This is a genomic window from Ilumatobacter sp. (assembly GCF_046290335.1).
Taxonomy (GTDB): Bacteria; Actinomycetota; Acidimicrobiia; order Acidimicrobiales; family Ilumatobacteraceae; genus Ilumatobacter_A.
The window spans coordinates 652,931-671,517 of record NZ_JBKAGH010000003.1 but is presented as its reverse complement, the minus strand read 5'-3'; the positions used below and the strand labels follow the sequence as shown (position 1 = coordinate 671,517).

General features: G+C 66.9%; 16 protein-coding genes. 7 read left to right on the top strand and 9 right to left on the bottom strand.

From position 1 onward, the window contains the following. Genes arsJ through ACE37B_RS15635 form a run of 4 tightly spaced genes read left to right on the top strand, consistent with a single transcriptional unit; the run spans nucleotide 1 to nucleotide 3,867 of the window. A complete protein-coding gene (gene arsJ / locus ACE37B_RS15650; protein WP_409924256.1) occupies nucleotides 1–1,230 on the top strand; it encodes an organoarsenical effux MFS transporter ArsJ in 1,230 nt (409 codons plus the stop codon). Nucleotides 1,231–1,274: 44 nt separating this feature from the next. Then, the gene (locus ACE37B_RS15645) at nucleotides 1,275–1,736 is read left to right on the top strand and encodes a fluoride efflux transporter FluC (protein WP_409924255.1); all 462 of its coding nucleotides are present in this window, start codon (nucleotides 1,275–1,277) and stop codon (nucleotides 1,734–1,736) included. Beyond that, nucleotides 1,733–2,074 carry a FluC/FEX family fluoride channel gene (locus ACE37B_RS15640; RefSeq protein ID WP_409924254.1) on the top strand — a complete coding sequence of 114 codons (342 nt, stop codon included), beginning with the start codon at nucleotides 1,733–1,735 and terminating at the stop codon, nucleotides 2,072–2,074. Before ACE37B_RS15645 ends, ACE37B_RS15640 begins: the two co-directional genes overlap by 4 nt. Nucleotides 2,075–2,121: 47 nt before the next feature. Continuing rightward, on the top strand, nucleotides 2,122–3,867 hold the full coding sequence (locus ACE37B_RS15635) for a PEP-utilizing enzyme (protein ID WP_409924253.1): 1,746 nt from the start codon (nucleotides 2,122–2,124) through the stop codon (nucleotides 3,865–3,867). A gap of 42 nt (nucleotides 3,868–3,909) precedes the next feature. On the opposite strand, the gene ACE37B_RS15630 is transcribed toward ACE37B_RS15635, so the two are convergent. Then, on the bottom strand, nucleotides 3,910–4,257 hold the full coding sequence (locus ACE37B_RS15630) for a hypothetical protein (protein ID WP_409924252.1): 348 nt from the start codon (nucleotides 4,255–4,257) through the stop codon (nucleotides 3,910–3,912). Nucleotides 4,258–4,417: 160 nt separating this feature from the next. On the opposite strand from ACE37B_RS15630, the gene ACE37B_RS15625 reads away from it, so the two are divergent. Beyond that, complete coding sequence (locus tag ACE37B_RS15625) at nucleotides 4,418–6,448, top strand: hypothetical protein (RefSeq protein WP_409924251.1); 2,031 nt, start codon at nucleotides 4,418–4,420, stop codon at nucleotides 6,446–6,448. Here the strand turns inward: ACE37B_RS15625 and ACE37B_RS15620 are convergent. From ACE37B_RS15620 to ACE37B_RS15610, 3 genes are all read right to left on the bottom strand, one after another. Beyond that, nucleotides 6,405–7,019, bottom strand: a complete 615-nt coding sequence (locus ACE37B_RS15620; RefSeq protein WP_409924250.1) for a GNAT family N-acetyltransferase — start codon at nucleotides 7,017–7,019, stop codon at nucleotides 6,405–6,407. The genes ACE37B_RS15625 and ACE37B_RS15620 overlap by 44 nt on opposite strands. 65 nt (nucleotides 7,020–7,084) lie before the next feature. Then, the gene (locus ACE37B_RS15615; RefSeq protein ID WP_409924249.1) at nucleotides 7,085–7,513 is read right to left on the bottom strand and encodes a DUF1801 domain-containing protein; all 429 of its coding nucleotides are present in this window, start codon (nucleotides 7,511–7,513) and stop codon (nucleotides 7,085–7,087) included. Between the two features lie 103 nt (nucleotides 7,514–7,616). Beyond that, a complete protein-coding gene (locus tag ACE37B_RS15610; protein ID WP_409924248.1) occupies nucleotides 7,617–8,336 on the bottom strand; it encodes a hypothetical protein in 720 nt (239 codons plus the stop codon). Nucleotides 8,337–8,565: 229 nt separating this feature from the next. Between ACE37B_RS15610 and ACE37B_RS15605 the strand changes: the two genes are divergently transcribed. Next, the gene (locus ACE37B_RS15605; protein ID WP_409921328.1) at nucleotides 8,566–9,408 is read left to right on the top strand and encodes an IS5 family transposase; all 843 of its coding nucleotides are present in this window, start codon (nucleotides 8,566–8,568) and stop codon (nucleotides 9,406–9,408) included. A gap of 32 nt (nucleotides 9,409–9,440) precedes the next feature. Here ACE37B_RS15605 and ACE37B_RS15600 read toward each other — a convergent pair whose 3' ends face one another. The 4 genes from ACE37B_RS15600 to nifJ form a co-directional block, all read right to left on the bottom strand. Next, nucleotides 9,441–10,406 carry a YjjW family glycine radical enzyme activase gene (locus tag ACE37B_RS15600; protein WP_409924247.1) on the bottom strand — a complete coding sequence of 322 codons (966 nt, stop codon included), beginning with the start codon at nucleotides 10,404–10,406 and terminating at the stop codon, nucleotides 9,441–9,443. Continuing rightward, the gene (locus ACE37B_RS15595; RefSeq protein WP_409924246.1) at nucleotides 10,384–11,976 is read right to left on the bottom strand and encodes a YjjI family glycine radical enzyme; all 1,593 of its coding nucleotides are present in this window, start codon (nucleotides 11,974–11,976) and stop codon (nucleotides 10,384–10,386) included. The genes ACE37B_RS15600 and ACE37B_RS15595 overlap by 23 nt, the downstream gene beginning before the upstream one ends. A 95-nt stretch (nucleotides 11,977–12,071) precedes the next feature. Further along, the gene (locus ACE37B_RS15590) at nucleotides 12,072–13,103 is read right to left on the bottom strand and encodes a dihydroorotate dehydrogenase-like protein (protein ID WP_409924245.1); all 1,032 of its coding nucleotides are present in this window, start codon (nucleotides 13,101–13,103) and stop codon (nucleotides 12,072–12,074) included. Beyond that, nucleotides 13,100–16,756 (bottom strand): pyruvate:ferredoxin (flavodoxin) oxidoreductase, encoded by a 3,657-nt coding sequence (nifJ, locus tag ACE37B_RS15585; protein ID WP_409924244.1) that lies wholly within the window; start codon nucleotides 16,754–16,756, stop codon nucleotides 13,100–13,102. The genes ACE37B_RS15590 and nifJ overlap by 4 nt, the downstream gene beginning before the upstream one ends. A 202-nt stretch (nucleotides 16,757–16,958) precedes the next feature. Here nifJ and ACE37B_RS15580 point away from each other — a divergent pair, with 202 nt between their 5' ends. Continuing rightward, nucleotides 16,959–17,348, top strand: coding sequence for a hypothetical protein (locus ACE37B_RS15580; RefSeq protein ID WP_409924243.1), 390 nt, complete (start codon nucleotides 16,959–16,961; stop codon nucleotides 17,346–17,348). Nucleotides 17,349–17,372: 24 nt separating this feature from the next. On the opposite strand, the gene ACE37B_RS15575 is transcribed toward ACE37B_RS15580, so the two are convergent. Next, nucleotides 17,373–18,566 (bottom strand): hypothetical protein, encoded by a 1,194-nt coding sequence (locus ACE37B_RS15575; RefSeq protein ID WP_409924242.1) that lies wholly within the window; start codon nucleotides 18,564–18,566, stop codon nucleotides 17,373–17,375. Nucleotides 18,567–18,587 lie beyond the last annotated feature (21 nt).

Genomic DNA, 18,587 nt, shown 5'->3' with positions numbered 1-18,587 from the left:
ATGCGCCTGAAGAACTACGCCCTGGTGACCGCCGGCTACTGGGCGTACACCATCACCGACGGCGCGCTGCGAATGCTCGTGCTGCTGTACTTCCACGACCTCGGCTACTCGCCGGTGTCGATCGCCTTCTTGTTCCTCGCGTATGAGTTCATGGGGATCGTCACGAACCTGATCGGCGGATGGGTCGGCGCTCGCACCGGGCTCAATCGCACGTTGATCGCCGGCCTCGGCCTCCAGATCGTGGCGCTCGTCGCACTCACGCTGCAGCAGGTCGACTGGCGCGAGTGGGTCACCGTCGTCTACGTGATGGCGGCGCAAGCCCTGTCCGGCGTCGCGAAGGATCTCACGAAGATGAGTTCCAAGAGTGCCGTCAAGTTCGTGGCAGGCGACCAGGAAGGTGCCCTGTTCCGCATGGTGGCCATTCTGACCGGCTCGAAGAACGCGCTCAAGGGCGTCGGCTTCTTCATCGGCGCGGCGCTGCTGGCCTGGCTCGGCTATGACGCTGCGCTCTGGACGCTCGCCGCCTTGATCGCCGTGACGCTCGGCGTCGTCGCCGTCATGCTCGACGAAGACATCGGCAAGTCGAAGAAGAAGCCGCCGCTGCGCTCGATCCTGTCGAAGTCGGACGCCATCAACCGACTGTCGTTCGCGCGGTTCTTCCTGTTCTCCTCGCGCGACATCTGGTTCGTGGTGGCGTTGCCGATCTTCCTCGACGAGCGGTTCGGCTGGTCGTTCTACGGCATCGGCGGATTCCTCGCCGCGTGGATCGTCGGCTACGGCATCGTGCAGTCCGCGGCGCCGAAGTGGCTGCATCGCGGCCAGGCCCGCGGACGGCCGCGAGCCGACGAGATCAAAGCGGCTCGAACGTGGGCCCTCGCGCTCGGGATCATCTCCGCGGCGATCGCGACGGCGGTCGGCCTCGACATCGCGATCACGTTCGCCGTCGTCGGTGGCCTGATCGTGTTCGGCGTGGCGTTCGCTCTCAACTCGTCGCTGCACTCGTACCTGATCCTGGCGTATGCCGACGACGACGACGTCTCACTGGACGTCGGGTTCTACTACTCGGCCAACGCCGCCGGGCGCCTGGTCGGGACGATGCTGTCGGGCGTGCTGTACCTGTGGGGCGGCCTCGAGTTGGCGTTGTGGGGATCGACGGCCTTCTTGGCGATCACGTGGCTGCTGACGTTGCGACTGCCGGCGATCGAGGTCCGCCGACCGGCGCTGGTCTGATCGGTCGCCCACGGCGTGGCCGTCAGCGGCCACACTGAACGGTGATGAACCGCCCGGCCGCTGCGCTCCACGTCGCGCTCGGCGCCATCGTCGGAGCAGCACTTCGGTGGGTCGTCATCGAGACGTTCGAGACGAATGACGGCTGGCCGTGGGCGATCCTCGGCGTCAACCTCGTCGGTTCGTTCGCGCTCGGCGTCGTGCTGGCAGCGACACACCTGACGACCGATGCGCACGTCGACGTCGCATCCGGATCAGATCCACTGCCTCGATCGGCCCGCCTGCGACTCGGTGTGGGGACGGGGTTCTGCGGTGCGCTGACGACGTTCAGCACGTTCGCCGTCGACGCCGCAGAGATACTGCGCGACGGCGACACCACGTCGAGCATCGGCTACGTCGGAGTGTCGCTGGGTGCCGGCATCGTCGCGTTCGTCCTCGGTCGCACGTCGGGCCCACTCGTCTCAGCGACATCGAACGTGGCGTCGGCACGAGCAGGGGACGCTCGATGACGATCTTCACGGTGCTGCTGTTCGCCACCGCCGCAGCGCTCGGCGGGGTGACCCGATGGCAGATGACACGCCTCAACTCCGGCGGCTGGCCGATCGGAACGCTGGCCGCGAATCTGCTCACGGCGTTCGCGGCGGGGGTCGCATCGAACGTCTCGGCGACGGTCGCCGTGGTCGTCGTCACAGCGCTCGCGGGCTCGACGTCGACGTTCTCCACCGTCACCGGCGAGTTGGTCGACCTCTGGACGAGCGGACGGCGTCTCGCGTCGCTGACCTACGGAGTGCTCACGGTCACCGGAGGCATCGGTGTCGCACTGTGCGGCCTCGCGATCGCTGCGTGACCGGCTCCGTTGACGATCGAGACAGCCCAGCTGACTACGTTGCCGGTGTGACCGAGAACACTCCCACCACCTGGTTCGGCGATTCCGAGATCGGCGAACGATTCCCAGCGTGGACGCGCGGCAACGCCGCCGACGTCTTTCCCGACCCGTTCAGCCCGCTCGGCCAAGACCTCGTGCTCAAGCAGGCGATGTGTCACGGCCTCCGCGACGCGTACATCGACATCGGGGTGCTGGACTGGGACGAGTTCGAGAACCCGGAAGCTCCCGATCTGTTCAAGATGTTCGGCGGCTACGTCTACAACCCGCTGTCGTTGACTCGACTCCTCGGTGCTCGCATGCCGGGCGTGACCCCCGAGGCGATCGACCTCGCCTTCTTCGACGATCGCGACGACGTCCCGGCCTACGAAGCGCAACCGTGGCACGAGTCGGAGCGACACGAAGCGAAGCTCGCCGGGTCGATGGGCTGGGCGATGTCGACCGACGCGCTCCCCGAACTCGACGCCGACAAGGCGTTCGCCGAGAAACTCCGCCACTCGCGCCCCGACCTCGGCGAACTCACCGACTCGGCGCTGCTGGCTCGGGCGCGGTCGCTCGTCCCGGTGATCCAAGGCTTCTTCGAGAACGCGATGCGGATCTCGTCGCTCGCCTCGCTCGGCCCGGGTGCGCTCGGCGCACTCTGCGAGGCCGTCGGCGATCCGAGCCTGTCGATCCGTCTGCTCGCCGGCATCGACGTCGACTCCGCTGCGCCATCACACGCCATGTGGGATCTCGGGCGCGTCGCTGCCGCCTCCGACGTGATCCGTGCGGCCTTCGACGCCGGCCCCGACGAGGTACTCGACCGCCTCGCCGCATCCGACAGCGACGACGCTCGCGACTTCCTCGCGCGATTCGACCAGTTCTTGCTCGCCTACGGCGCACGCGCGCAGAACGAGTACGACGTCATCTCCGCGTCGTGGGAGGTCAAGCCGCGGATCGCGCTCGCCGCCATCGACCTGATGCGTCGCTCCGACGAATCGCAAACACCGCAGGTGCGCCACGAGGCCTCGGTTGCCGAGCGCGACCGCGTCGCTGCGATCATGCGCGAGAAGTTGGCGGGCGACGCCGAAGCGATCGGCACGTTCGAGGCGGCGATGCAGTCGTCGCGTCTGTTCCTGAGCGGCCGTGAACGCGCCAAGACCAACGTCGTCATCGCGATCAACGAGCTGCGCGTGACGCTGCGCGAGTTCGGACGTCGCCTCGTCGAGCGCGGCGTCATCGACCAGATCGAGAAGGTGTTCATGGCGACGAACGACGAGCTGTCGCTGCTCCGCCACGATCCCGAACCGCTCACCATGGTCTTGGATCAGCGGTGGACGCAGTTCCGGTCGTTGTTCGACCGCGAACCGGTGTTCATCGTCAACCACCGAGTGCCCGGTCTCGACGAGATGACGCAACGCAATGGTCTCAGCGTGACCCAGGCGGCGGTCGGCGACGTGCTCACCGGCGCGGCCGGTTCAGGCGGGGTCGCCACCGGCCGAGCTCGCGTGATCCTCGACGCCGCCGACCCGATGGCGCTCGAGCCCGGTGACGTGCTGATCGCGCCGCAGACCGATCCGTCATGGGTGCCGCTGTTCGTGCCGGCCGTTGCGGTGGTCGTCAACGTGGGTGCGCTCGGCAGCCATGCGATGATCGTGTCGCGCGAACTCGGCATCCCGTGCGTCGCCTCGGTGGCCGATGCGACACGGCTGATTCCCGACGGCGCGACCGTCGAAGTCGACGGGTCGGCCGGCACCGTCCGCATCGTGGCACTCTGAACGGCGCTGGGCGCGCTCCGTCATCCGGGCACGGGCCGAGCGTCAGTGATTCACGAGCTTGGCGAGGCGTGGCAACACGCACGGGCGACCCGAGCAGGCGTCCCACGTCTGCAAGCCGCCGCCGAGCACGCGGTGTCCGCGAACGGCGTTCAGGTCGCGAGCGAGCATCAAGTCGGCCGCGAGTTCTTCGGTCGTGTACGCCATCCAGAGGTCCTCACGGTCTGCCTCGGCATCGTTGATGCCTGCACCGTCCGCACAGTTCCAGCCGTTGTCGAGTTTGTTGCGCGAGCGCAGGATCTTGATCTGTCCCGTCCGACTGACGAGGATCGTGCCCGGCTCGATCTTGCGCGCGGGCACCTCGGTGTCGATGTCCGCATGGTCGATACTCATGCCTGACCCTTCGGCATCGCACTCGCACGACTTGAGGATTCGCAGAATCGCGCCGCGACGTCGACGAACCCGGCGACATCGGTGAAACCGGCACGACGCTTCGCCGGCAACCGTGTCGGGTCGCTCCGAGGAGTATCTTCGGCGAGGTGAAGCGGGTCCGATGGTGAGCTCGAAGGCCGGATTCCCCGACGGCGGTCGGCGACGTGGCACGGTTGCGATCGCGGTGATCGCCGTGATCACGACAGGGCTGCTGTTGTCGATGCAGCTACCGGTCGTCGCACAGTCGGACGAGGCCACCGCGGACGAGGCGACTGCGGCCGAGGCGTCTGCGGCCGAGGCGTCTGCGCAGATGCAGGAACTGGCCGAGCGGTACGCGCCGATCATGATGCTCAAGGCGCAAGATGCGCCGTGCGACGACGACGGTGAGCCCTACGGCCCGACGGCGGTCGACATCGTGCTCGACAATCCCGAGGTGCTGCTTCGCCAGGTCGGCAACGGCGATCCGGTCGTGCGGGCGGCGCCGTCTGCGTCCGATCTGTTCGGCCTCGGCGAAGGCTTCTTCCTCGACTTCCCGGGCACGTCGCTGGCACCCGGATGCGTCTACGAGACCGACTTCGACAAATACCGAGGCGACGACGGCGCCGTCGTCTACGCGCACATCGTGCAGCAGCCCGACGTACCCGACCGCGTCGCACTCCAGTACTGGTTCTACTGGTACTTCAACGACTGGAACAACACCCACGAGAGCGACTGGGAAGGCATCCAGTTGCTGTTCGACGCCTCGACCGTGGCGGAGGCGCTGCGCACCGACCCGATCAGCGTCGGCTACGCCCAACACGAAGGGGGCGAACGAGCCGATTGGGAATCGTCGAAGCTCGAACGCGACGGCTCGCGCCCCGTCGTGTATTCATCGGCCGGGTCGCACGCCAGCTACTTCTCGTCGGCGGTGTATCTCGGTCGCGGTCCGAGCGAAGGGTTCGGCTGCGACACGACCGACGGCCCCTCGCAACGAGTCGACCCGAGCGTCGTCGTCCTGCCCTCGTCGGTCGACACCCCCGATCACCCGCTCGCCTGGCTCGCGTACGACGGCCGATGGGGAGAACGCCAACCCGGCCCGTTCAACGGCCCCACCGGACCGACGTCGAAGGAGCGCTGGACCGAGCCGGTCGACTGGCACGACGACCTGCGTGACGCGTCGGTCGTGATCCCAGCCGGCGACGGGGGCGCCGCCGGCGTGATCGGATTGTTCTGCGACGTGGTCGAATCCGGATCGGGCGCGCTGATCCTCTTCACCACGTCGCCGACGCGAGTGCTGATCGCGCTCAGCCTCCTCGCACTCGCGGCGCGCTGGCTGATCGGACGCACGTCGTGGGGCGCCGTGCCGCTGCTGCCGATCGTGCGACGGCGGCGCGCCGGACAGATCCTGCGATCCGGTTGGCGACTCTTGCGACGATCGCCGGCCCTCTGGCTCGTCGGTCTGCTGTTCATCCCCGCGGCGGTACTCGTCGCCGCGGTCGCCCGCATGCTCTCGGCACTTCCGCTGATCGGCGACGTCTTGAACCTGGTGGGTTCGGCGAGCGGGACCGGCGTACTCTTTGCCACCTTCCTCGGCGGTGTCGTCAACCTCGCCGCGTTCGTCGCGGTCAACGCGATGGTGGCGGCCCACTTTGCCGACGTCACCGCCCCCGATCAGCAACCGTCACCAGCGATCGCGTTGCGGACGGTGCGGGCACGATGGCGCGATCTCGTCAGCGGGTTCCTTCCCGCCTACGCGATCGTGCTCGGTCTCGCGATCACGGTCGTGGGCATCCCGTTCGCGATTCGACAGGCCGTTCGGTACCAGTTCATTCCGCACGCGGTGATGCTCGACGGGCTCGGCGGAGCGGCCGCTCGACGGCGCAGCAGCGAACTCGTCCGCGGGCGCTGGTGGCACACGGCGACGATGACGGGGGTCATCAACGTCTCGGTCGCAGCGATCGGCATCGTCCTCAGCCTGCTCGCACTGGTGGCGTTCCCGGGACTGCCGCTGTGGGCATTCTCCGCGCTGATCACCGCGATGTACGCCGTCATCGCGCCGGTCACCGCGATCATGCTCACGTTGCTCTACGGCGACGAGCGCGAGCGACTCGACGACGCGCTCGACGAAGCTACGGATGACGTGCTGGACGTCGCGGGAGCAAGCTCCACATGACGACGTCGGGTTGCTGGTCGCCTTTCGTCGGTTGCCACGAGCGCAGCACACCTTCGCGTTCGAACCCGCACCGCTGAGCGACCCGATGCGACGCCTCGTTGTCGAGGTGCGTGACGAGTTGGATCCGCCGGATCCGGTCGTCGTTCGAGATCCAGTCGACGACGAGTTGCAGTCCCTCGGTCACGAGCCCGCGACCTCGGACCCGCGCGTCGAGCCAGTAGAAGACCTCGGCTCGTCGATGCTGCGGGTCGATGTGCGCGCCGATCTGGCCGACACAGCGATCCGACGACGGCGTCACGACCGCGAACCGGGCGAGGCCGCGCGGCCACCACTCGATCGAGCGCTCGATCCACGCGTGAGCGAGGTCGAGCGTCATGTCGTCGGGCATCATCGTGTACCGCATGATGTCGCCCGAGCGGCACGACTCGACGATCGCCGCAGCGTCATCGGGACGGAAGGGACGCAAGCGAACCCGCTGTCCGGTCAGCGGCGGATCGGGTGGGAGCAGGTCGTCCACCGCCCGAGTGTCGCGCAACGCCACCGACCGAAGCTTGTCATCCGGAGCGGTCATCCGGCGCGGGTTATCCGGCCGCGTCGTCCGGCGCGCACGGAGTCGTTCATGGCCTGATGGCCAGGTCAACCCTCGACGAACTCGTACATGCGGGCCATCTCCGCGACACCGTCGGCGACGATCGCCTCGAGGACGGCGAGGTCGACGTCGACGAGCTTGTTGATGTAGAGGCAACTCTTCGACGAACGGTGTTTGCCGAGCTCGGCGAGTTGCGCCTCCAGACGCTCGAGTCCAGACATCACGTAGACGACCTGATGCGCCTTGCGCGGCGAGAATCCGGTGACGAAGTACTCGCCGCGATGACCGGAGTCGTACTGGTACCGGTAGTGGCCGAACCCGATCATCGTCGGACCCCACATCGTCGGTGTCCAACCGGTCACCCGCGCCATCAGCTCGACGAGCGCAAGCGCGTCGGCGCGTCGCGTCGGGTGCTCGATGCCCGCGATGAACTCGTACGGGTCGACGTCCGTCGCGGTGGTGAGGTTCTCGGCCATAGGTGTCGCCCAGGGTAGTGCGACCCGAAAACGCCAGCGGCCCCCTCCCGAATCGGGAGGGGGCCGCCGGAGTGTGGATCTCGGAGAGATCTCGTGGAATGGGTCAGACCATCTGCTTCTCGATCACCGGCTCGGTGTGGAAGGCATCCGGCACCGTGTCGGGGATCGTGACCTCGTTCTCGTCCTTGCCCTTGGCGGCCCAGACCATTCCACCGCCGGTCATCATGAAGATCAGACCGAGGCCGGCGAGGAGTGCGGCGAGTCCGAGTCCCATCTGCAGCGTGGAGTGGGTGACGGTTCCGACGCCCAGTTCTCCGACGAGGCCGTGCACCGTGCCGGTCCACGCCATCTCACGTGCGGGACCTTCCAGCGGGTGCTGGCGATCGAAGCCGGTCCAGTACTTGCCGTCGACGGCGACCTCATAGGTGCCGGCGGCGAAGGTCTCACCGTTGTACTCGACGTCTTCGGCGAGCGTCACCTCGTGGGTGCCGGCGAGGACGTGATGGACGACGGTCGCCATCTGGTACATGTACTCGGTGCCGGTGTTGACGAGCGGGTCGCTCGGGTCGAGGTCGCCCTCGACGACCGGGTACTGCCAGTCGTCCTTCAGCATCTGCAGGATCGCATCGGCGCCTTCGGTCGTGCCACGGTCGATCAGCTGACCGTCTTCGTTGTAGCTGAGTTCGACGTTCTGCGCTTCGCTGAATGCCTGCAGTGAGTCGTACCCGGCCTGCACCTTCGTGTAGGCGACGCCACCGGCGACGACGAACACCAATCCGATCACGGCGAGTACGTAGCCGAGCTTGATCAGTCGCTTTCTCATGATGAGCCCTTTCGCTCCCTGGACCGCTCCCTGCGATCTCTGAGGTTCATGATCACGAATCGAGCCCGAGCCCGTCAGGGCCCAAGGTCCCTTCGCGCGAACCCCGCAACCCGGGCGTATCGGTTTGTCTCTGGAGGTCGCGCGGATAGGTGACCATCCACCGGTCGGTGGGTTGGCTCGGTTTTCATACCGAGTGCGACCCAACTAACCGACCGGGGAGGTCACCCATATGATGCGCGCGCTCGATTCTGAAGTCCACGATGCGGTGTTCGAAACGATCCGAGGCTTGCTCCCGGACCGGCCCGAACATCCGTTGGGTTGTCATCGGCCCCGTATCGACGACCTGGTCTGTTTGCGGGGTCTGTTGATTCGTCTCGTGACGGGCGCATCGTGGGAGACCGTCGAGTTCTTGATGGGCTACACCGTGTCCGACACCACCCTGCGGTCCCGTCGCGACGAGTGGATCGACGCCGGGGTGTTCGATCAACTGCTCGAGCAAGCACTGGCCGCGTACGACCGAATCATCGGTCTGGACCCGACCCATGTCACCATCGACGGCAGCGAACACTTTGCCCCGTGCGGGGGTGAAGGAACCGCTGCAGGCCCGAAAACCCACGGTCGTCTGGGCTGGAAGTGGTGCGCCGGCGTCGACGCCGACGGCATCCCGATCGGCTGGGTCATCGACGGCGCAAACCGCCAGGACTACCGACTGTTGCAACCCACCCTCAACGCGATCACCGCACATCCCGTCACCGCACGGATCGGCACCCTGCACCTCGACCGAGGATTCGGCTACAAATCACTCCCCGACAGACTCGCCGACTACACGATCGGCGACGTGAACGTGATCCCACGAAACCAGCCAGGTCAGGGCCGCATCCAACTCGTCGGATTCGGGCGCCGCTGGGTCGCTGAACGCACCCACTCCTGGTTCACCAACTACGGCCAAATCCAACGCAACACCGACCGCCGAGCAACACACCGCCACGCCGCCCTCTGCCTCGCAACCGTGTTCCTCATCACCGCACGACTCATCGACCACCGCAACACCAACTACCGCCCTATCCGCTGACGCTCCTGAGACAAACCGATACGCCTTGCGGATCAGATGACGGTGACGTCGGGGAGACCGGCGGCGCGCACGATCTCGGCGAGTCGGGCCAACTGCTCGGCTGACGGCTCGGCGAGATCGGCCGCTTCCGGCCGGGTGCCGTGGCGACGGAAGCCGATGACCTTCACCGGCGTCCGCGGAGCGACCTCGGCCAGCCATGCTCCGGTTCGGGCGATCGTCTCGGTGTCGTCGTTGAAGCCGGGCACGATCAACAGTCGGACCTCGTGCAGGAGTCCGATCGACGCGAGATGCCGGATCGACTCGAGTACCGCCTCGTTACCGACCCCCGTCATCTGCAGATGTGTCACGGGGTCGAGCGCCTTCAGGTCGACCATGACGCCGTCGGTGACCGGAGCCAGTTCGTCCCAGACGGAGCGAGGCGCCGAGCCGTTGGTGTCGACGAACGTCGTCAGGTGCGCGAGTTCGGCGTCCGATCTGATCGCTTCGAAGAGCGCCCGCACGAACGCCGGCTGCTGGGTCGACTCGCCACCCGACACCGTGACGCCGGAGAGGAACGGCGCGACCGTCCGGATCTGCTCGATCACCTGCTCGACGGACACGTACGTGCTCAGTGGGGTGCTGCTCTCGACGCACACGTCGATGCACGCGTCGCAGTCGGTGCACCGCGCCGGATCGAGACGGGGCGGCGCGCCGGCGTTGACCAGCAGTGCGCCGGTCGGGCACGCGTCGACGCACAACCCACACCCCGAGCACGAGTTGATCGTGTACGGGTTGTGACACGCGATGCAGTCGAAGTTGCAGCCCTGCAGGAACAGCACGAACCGGTTGCCCGGACCATCGACCATGCTGAACGGGAGACACTCGTTCAGATGTCCGAGCGTGGCGTCGCGCACCCGGGCGCGCACAGTGGCGGACACAGGGGCAGACACGGGGACGCGGGCGGGCACGGCGACCAACTCGACGGGACCGCCGTCGTCAGCGGGACGGCGATCGCTCACGCACACCGACTCTCTTGATCGCTCGCTTCGTCACATCGCCGTGGTGCATCGAACCGGCCGCGAAGGTCGTGCTGCCGTGACGCGCCCCCGACTCCGCGAAGCACTCGAGATCGGACACTCGCACGAGGTATCCGGTGATCCGCACGAATCCGTTCGTGGTGAGGTTGAACGTGAAGTCACGCATCCCGCGACGAAAGGCGCCGCGAATGATGTCGACCAGGGCCTCGGGGTTCCGTCGTGCCGTGTCCTCGACGTGAAAGATGTCGGACACGCCCGACGCGAAGTAGCGATGGTGCGGGGCGACCGCATCGATGTGCTCCCACATCGGCGGCTCCGTCCCGATCGCCACGCGGGTGCCAGCGGTCGTTCCCGAGTCGGTGTCGATGCCCGACTGGGAATGCAACCAGCACCGCCCTCCGTTGGCGTTCGAGTACGGCATCGGGCGTGCTGCGACGAGCTCGGCGACCGCCTGGATGATCCGGTACGAGAGTTCGTTGGCCTCGGTGTCGCGGCCGTACACGCCGTGCGTGTCGCCGGTGTCGGTGCCGTCGCTTCGCCCGGCGTGATGGTCGAGCCCGGCGTGATGGTCGAGGAGGGTGGCGACCGCCTCGGCGAGGCCGAACACCCCGAACATCGGAGCGAACTCGTCGAGCGTGATCAGGCCGTCGACGGCGAGCGGTTCGTGCTCGAAGAAGCGCGCCTCCTCGACGAGGAACCGGACGCGCGACTCGATCAGCTCCGCGGTCAGCTCGACGTAGTACGGCAGCGTCTCGTCGAGGAACCGATCGAGCGGCCCGGCGTGCTGCAGCGCGGCCGCGTGGAGATCGAGCCGGTTCAACGTGTGGGCACCGCCACCCACTCGGAGCGAGTTGTAGCAACTCACCACGCCGTATCGATCGCCGAGATCGCCGACCATCATCGGATGGTTGACGAAGTGCGGCTTGCCGCACTCGAACACCGTCCGGACGGCGTCGAGGACGAGGTCGTCGGGTGTGACGTCCGGATCGACCTTCAGGGTCAGGTTCGGAACGACCTGGAGTAGTTCTCGTTCGAGATCGAGAATCGTACGCGCCACCCGGTTGTCGGTCGGACCGATGTTCGCGTGCACGAACGCGTCGGGCAGCATCCGGTCGAGGGCGATCCAGAACCGACGCAACGAGCTCCGCATGTGGTCGTCGCTGACATCGTCGACGTAAGGCGACAACAGCGCGTCGAGGTCGCCGAGATACACCGGATACCCGGTGATCGACGGAACGTGCTGATACAGGATCAGCAAGAAGTTCAACGCGTCGTCGAAGTCGGTCGGAGGTTCGAGTTCGAGCGAGGGCGATCCCTCGGCGAGTGCCTTCGCATAGTCGGGCAGGATGTAGCGAGCACGGTAGGGCGCGTTGCCCTCGAACATGTTGCAGATGATCCGCTTCTCCAGCGCGTCGCGACACGCGTCGCTGACGGCGGGAGGGTCGAGCACCGACTCGGCCGCTGCCGCGAGGTGGTGGCGTCGCTGATGGAACGTGAGCGTCGGATCGCCGATGATCCGTCGGACCATCTCGCTGAGTTCGTCGTGTCGCATGTCGTGTGCTCCGAGAGTGTGATGGTCGTTCCCCCAACACCTGGGGTCTGACCCCAGGTGTTCAACACCTGGGGTCTGACCCCAGGTGTTGGGGGTCAGTTGCGGAGGGAGATCGGCGAGCGGCCGAGGAAGTTGCTGGTGTAGCTGGCGAGGTTGCCGATGTAGTTCGCTCGTTCGTAGGCCGACGGGTCGGCAGACGACGCACGTGACACCGCACCGCGCATCTGCGTGACCGACTCGTACTCGTGCTCCGACATCCAGTCGCGCAGTTGCGCCTCGATCGTCGCGAGGTGCGCAGCGCCGTTTCGCAGCAGCGCCGAGGTCGTCATGGCGACGTCGGCACCGACCAAGATCAACTTGGCAACGTCGTACCCGCTGTGCACACCCGTCGATGCAGCGATCGACATCGACAGATGCTCGCGAAGAATTCCGGTCCAACGCAGCGGCAGCCGCAGCTCCTCCGGCGTGCTCAAGGCGATACGCGGCATGATGTCGAGCGTCTCCAGGTCGAGGTCGGGGAGGTAGAAGCGGTTGAACATCACCACCCCTGCGGCGCCCGCCTCTTGCAACCCGACGACAAACGACGACAGCGACGAGTAGTTCGGGGAGATCTTGACCGCAAGCGGAATCGTGAGCTCGTCGGCGAGCAGCGCCACCAGCCCGAAGTGCTCCGACTCGAGCGCCGCCCCCGAGACGATCGGATCGGCCGCCACGGCGTACAGGTTCAGTTCGATGGCATCCGCACCTGCGTCCTGCAGCAGTTGCGCGTACCGCAACCATCCACCGATGTTGGTGCCGTTGAGACTGGCGATGATCGGGATGTCGACCGCCGACTTCGCCGCCTCCACGAGGTCGAGATAGCAGTCGACACCGCTGTTGTAGTCGTCGATCTCGGGCAGCATCGACGTCGCCTCACCAAAGCTGTCGTGGTGCAGTGAGAACAGCCGGTCGATCTCGTTGGTCTCGTGTTCGATCTGCTCCTCGAACAACGACGGCAGCACGATCGCCGAAGCGCCGTGCAGTTCGAGGTCCTTCATCCGGTCGGCGTCGCCCGTGAGCGGCCCCGCCGACGCGACGATCGGCGAATCGAGCTCGAGGCCGAGGTAGGTGGTGCGTAGATCCGTCATCGTTCGTTCCTCCGTTCGGTGTCACTCCCGGTGTCGCTCCCCGGGTCGTTCGTTCGCTCGATCGGGCGCTGGATACCGACCGCGACGACCTCGCCAGGGTCGGGCACGGTCGGGACCGCCCGTTCCATCGAACCGAGCTGCTCGTAGTAGTGCCAGCGTTCGTCGATGCTGGCTTGCGCCATGTCGAGCAAGTACGCCGAACGCTCCGGATCGGATCTGGCGAGCATGGCGTACCGCGCTTCGGCGAGCGCGAACTCGCGCACGGGGATGCTCGGCGCCGCAGAATCGAGCTGGAACGGATGCTCGTGCTCCTCGACGGTCGGCCGGTAACGGTAGAGCGGCCAGTAGCCCGACTTCACGGCGTTCTTCTGGTGCGACATCGACGTCGACATGTCGATCCCGTGGGCGATGCACGTCGAGTAGGCGATGATCAGCGACGGCCCGTCCCAGGCGTCGGCCTCCTGCAATGCCTTCACCGTCTGGACCTCACTCCCGCCGATCGCGATCTGCGCGACGTACACGTTGCCGTAGCGTCGGGCGATCGCGCCGAGGTCCTTCTTTCCTGTCGCCTTGCCAGCCGACGCGAACTTCGCGACCGCTCCGATGGGGGTCGCCTTCGACGCTTGCCCGCCCGTGTTCGAATACACCTCGGTGTCGAGCACGAGCAGATTGACGTTGCGGCCACTCGCGAGCACGTGGTCGACACCACCGAACCCGATGTCGTACGCCCAGCCGTCGCCGCCGACGATCCACGTGCTCGAACGGACGAGCTCGTCGGCGATCGCGTCGAGCGCGCGAGCGCGCGTGTCGTCGATGACGGCGAGCCGCTGACGCAGATCGGCGACGCACTCGCGCTGTACGCCGATGTCGGCTTCGGTCGGCTGCGAGTTCGCGAGGAGCGACACCACGAGGTCGGCACCGACATCGCCGGCGAGTCCGTCGAGCAAGCGCCGCGCCTCGCGTTGATGGTGCTCGACACCGAGGCGCATGCCGAGACCGAACTCGGCGTTGTCCTCGAACAGCGAGTTCGACCACGCTGGGCCGAGGCCGTTCGCGTTCGTCGACCACGGTGTCGTCGGGAGGTTGCCGCCGTAGATCGACGAACAGCCCGTCGCGTTGGCGATCACGAGGCGGTCGCCGAAGAGTTGCGTGAGCAGCTTCAGGTACGGCGTCTCGCCACAACCGGCACACGCTCCCGAGAACTCGAAAAGCGGCTCGAGCAACTGCGAGTTCTTGACCGAGTCGTGCGAGATCGCGGTGCGATCCAGTTCGGGGATCGACGTGAAGAAGTCCCAGTGCTCGCGCTCGAGGTCGCGGTGGTCGAGCGCATCGGCCATGTTGATCGACTTGCGCTTCACCTGGGTCTTGTCCTTCGCCGGGCACACGTCGACGCACACACCACAGCCGGTGCAGTCGTCGGGCGCGACCTGCACCGTGAGCTGGAAGCCGTCGAGTTCACGCGAGCGGAACGACTTGGTCTTGAACCCGTCGGGCGCGTCGCCGAGCGCCGACGGCTGGTACGCCTTCATCCGGATCGCAGCGTGCGGACACACGACCGCGCACTTTCCGCAGTCGATGCAGAGGTCGGGCTCCCAGATCGGGATCTCGGTCGCCAGCTTGCGCTTCTCGAGCTTGGTCGTACCCGTCGGGAACGTTCCGTCGATCGGCATGGCCGATACCGGCAACAGATCCCCACGACCGGCGATCAACTGCATCGTGACACGATCGATGAAGCTCGCCGCCGACCCGTCGAGCCCCGGATCGAGCACCGCGTCGAGCCCGGCGCCAGCGCTGACGACGTACGACGTGGGGACGACGACCTCGACGAGTTCGCCGACGGCACGGTCGACGGCCGCGTGGTTCTTCTCGACGATCGTGCGCCCTCGACGTCCGTAAGACTTCGTGATCGACTCCTTCATCGCGTCGATCGCCGCCCCCTGGTCCATCACGTCGGACAGCGCGAAGAAGCACGGCTGCATCACGGTGTTGATCCGGCCCGGCATGCCGAGTTCGGCGGCGATTCGCGCTGCGTCGATCGTGAACACCCGCAGGTTCCGCTCGACGATCTCGCGGCGGATCGGCTCCGGCAGATGCGACCACACGTCGTCGGCCGGATACGGCGCATTGAGCAGGAACGTTCCACCGGGCTTGGCGTGTTCGAGGACATCGAACCGGTCGAGCAGGCCGAACTGATGGCAGGCGACCAGATCGGCGTCTTGCACCAGGTAGGTCGAGCGGATCGGCGCGTCACCGAATCGCAGATGCGACACGGTCATCGATCCCGACTTCTTGGAGTCGTAGACGAAGTACCCCTGGGCGTACAGGTCGGGCTGCGAGCCGATGATCTTCACCGTTGCCTTGTTGGCGCCCACGGTGCCATCGGAGCCGAGCGCGTAGAACACCGCCGAGCGTCCGCCGGCTTCGACGCGGAAGGAGTCGTCGACGTCGAGGCTGGTTCCGGTGACGTCGTCGACGATGCCGACCGTGAACCGACGCTTCGGCGCGTCCTTCGCGAGTTCGTCGAACGCCGCCTTGGCCATCGCCGGGGTGAACTCCTTCGAGCCGAGGCCGTACCGGCCGCCGATCACCCGGACGGGATCGCGATCCGCCTCGGCGAGCGCGGTGACGACGTCTTGGAACAGGGGTTCGCCGACCGAGCCGGGCTCCTTCGTGCGATCGAGCACGGCGACGGAGCGAACCGAGTCGGGCAGCGCGGCGAGGAACGCCTCCACCGGAAAGGGCCGGAAGAGCCGAATCGTCGCGACGCCCACGCGCGCTCCGTCGGCGACGAGCGCATCGACCGCTTCCGCAACCGCGCCAGTCCCCGATCCCATCAACACGATCACGCGTTCCGCATCGGGATCGCCGTGGTAGTCGACGAGGCCGTAGCGACGCCCGGTCACCGCTTCGAGTTCGTCGAACACGTCCGCAACCGCTGCAGGAACCGCATCGTGGAACCGGTTCGCTGCTTCACGCGCCTGGAAGAACACGTCGGGGTTCTGCGCCGTGCCGCGCACGCTCGGAGCGGTCGGTCGAAGCCGGCGCAGCTTGTGCGCGGTGATGTCGTCTTCGCGGACCAACAGACGGAGCGAGTCGTCGTCGAGCAGATCGATCCGGTTGATCTCGTGGGAGGTCCGGAATCCGTCGAAGAAGTGCAGGAACGGCACCCGCGTCCGCAGCGATGCAGCGTGCGACACGGCTGCGAAGTCGTGCGCTTCTTGTACCGACGACGCGCAGAGCATCGCGAAGCCAGTGGTACGAGCGGCCATCACGTCGCTGTGATCACCGAAGATCGACAACGCGTGCGTCGCGAGCGAACGCGCCGCGACGTGGACGACGGTCGGCGTCAGCTCGCCCGCGATCTTGAACATGTTCGGCAGCATCAGGAGCAGGCCCTGTGACGCCGTGAACGTCGTCGCCAGCGCACCGGTCTGCAGCGCTCCGTGGAGCGTTCCGGCCGCGCCGCCTTCCGACTGCATCTCGACGACCTCGGGCACCGCTCCCCAGAGGTTGGGCTGCTCTGCGGCCGACCACGCATCGGCATGCTCCCCCATCGGCGACGCCGGAGTGATCGGATAGATCGCCACCACCTCCGACAACGCATACGCAACTCGCGCTGCCGCCTCGTTTCCATCCAGACAATCCGATCGCATGTCTCGATCTTGCGCCTCGCGTCGTGCCACTGATCAGGGCCAAAGTCCCCAGATCCACACATCTCGGATCCCGATCCGCTGCGACGGGCCAGCACCGCCCCGCTCGATGCACAGGGCCAGTGCACTGGGCCAGCGCGCCGGTCGAGCGGTGCAGTGACCATCGACTCTGTTCGCGCCGGGCCGAAGCGTGGACGCTGACCCCATGGATCTCGTCGAACAGCCTCCACCTGCCTTGATCATGTCGCCGGTGGCGGCGCGACAGTTCAGCTACCACGTACGCCTCGCCGCGTCGACCGCCGTCGCCGGCAACGTCGAGGAGAGCGCGGCCGAAGCGGTCCTGGCCTGGTCGATGTTGTGCTCGTGCTGCCCGACGGCGATGGAAGGCGCCCGCGGTGTCGCCGCAGAACTCGTCGATCCGGATCGGATCACTGCGACCGATGCCGATCACCGACGAGCGCACGCTCGGGCTCACGACCTGGCGCTGTCGCTCGAAGCACACTTCGTCAGCGTCGGCCAGCACGAGGCCGCCGACCTCTACGAGCAGGTCGCCGACGACCTCGACCAAGCCATCGACGCGCTCGCGCAGCGCTGATCGAGCGCTCGCGCTGTCGACGGGTCAACGAATCGTCGAGGCGGTGACGACCGGGCTGCCGCGGCCGAGGAAGAAGATGCCGGGGAAGCCGGGCGTGCCGAACCGTTCACCGGTGTTGCGGCGCAGCTCCGATCCGGTGATCCGAAGCTCACCGGATCGATCGTTCGAGACGAAGAAGATGGCGGGGCCACCCTCGCTCGCCGTGTTGTCGCTGATCGAACTGTCGACGAGATCGAGCGTGAAGCGATTGCCGTCGAGGTAGATCGCGCCACCGTTGCCCCCACCGGGGGTGCCGGGTCGGGCCGGGTTGGCTCCCGAGCCGCTCGCTCGGTTGTGGCTGAACTCCGAGTCGTAGATCTCCCACGACACCCCGATGCTCGAGATCGCGCCGCCGTTCGAACAGACGTTGCCGGAGGCCGGCGATCCGCCGAACGTGCTCCCGGCCACGATGACCGGACCGCCCTCGAACTGGCTGAGGATCCGAAGCGCGGCGCCGCCGACGTCGGGTCCGGTCGGGTCGCATCGGTTCGAGGTGAACACGCTGTCGAGAATTCGGACCTGCCCGCCGCGGACGTAGACGGCTCCGCCACTTCCCCCGCCACCGCCGCCGTCGATCGTGAGCTGTCCGGTCGCGTTGCCGCGCGTGAACGTCAGGTTCTGGATCGTGAGCCGAGGGTGGTCCTGGTTCTGGCAGTGCGGCGTGGTCCAGATCTGCGCGGGATCGCACGTGTTCATGTAGAGAATCCGGCGCGTGTCACGTCCGCTCAACGTGACGAGACCGCCCCCGTCGAGGACGACCGTGGGAGAGGTGTTGACCACCTTCGCGGTCTCGTGCATCTCGATCACGACCGGGTTCGGCCCACAGTCGAACGTGATGATCCCGCCCGCTGCGACCGCGGCGACGACCCCCGTCGACGTGCAACTGGCCGCGGTTCCGGTTCCGATGATCCGATCGGGCCGAGAGGTGTCGACCGGCTGGGCCGACGGAGGCAGTGCCGGGGTGATCTGGCGCCGACCGAGGCGGTCCGCCGTTTCGGACGCCGACGCGCCGCGCTCGATTCCGTGGCCGGTCGCCGTCACCGAGGCCGTCACGAGCGGAGCCACCGCCACGATCAGCGCGAGCGCGGCGATCGGTCGCAACGTTGACCAACGCGGGCCGCGCACGGAACCGGGCCGGTCGAGCAGCATTGCGGTGTTCGACGCGACGCAACCCTTCACACTCCCAGTATCGACCGCCCA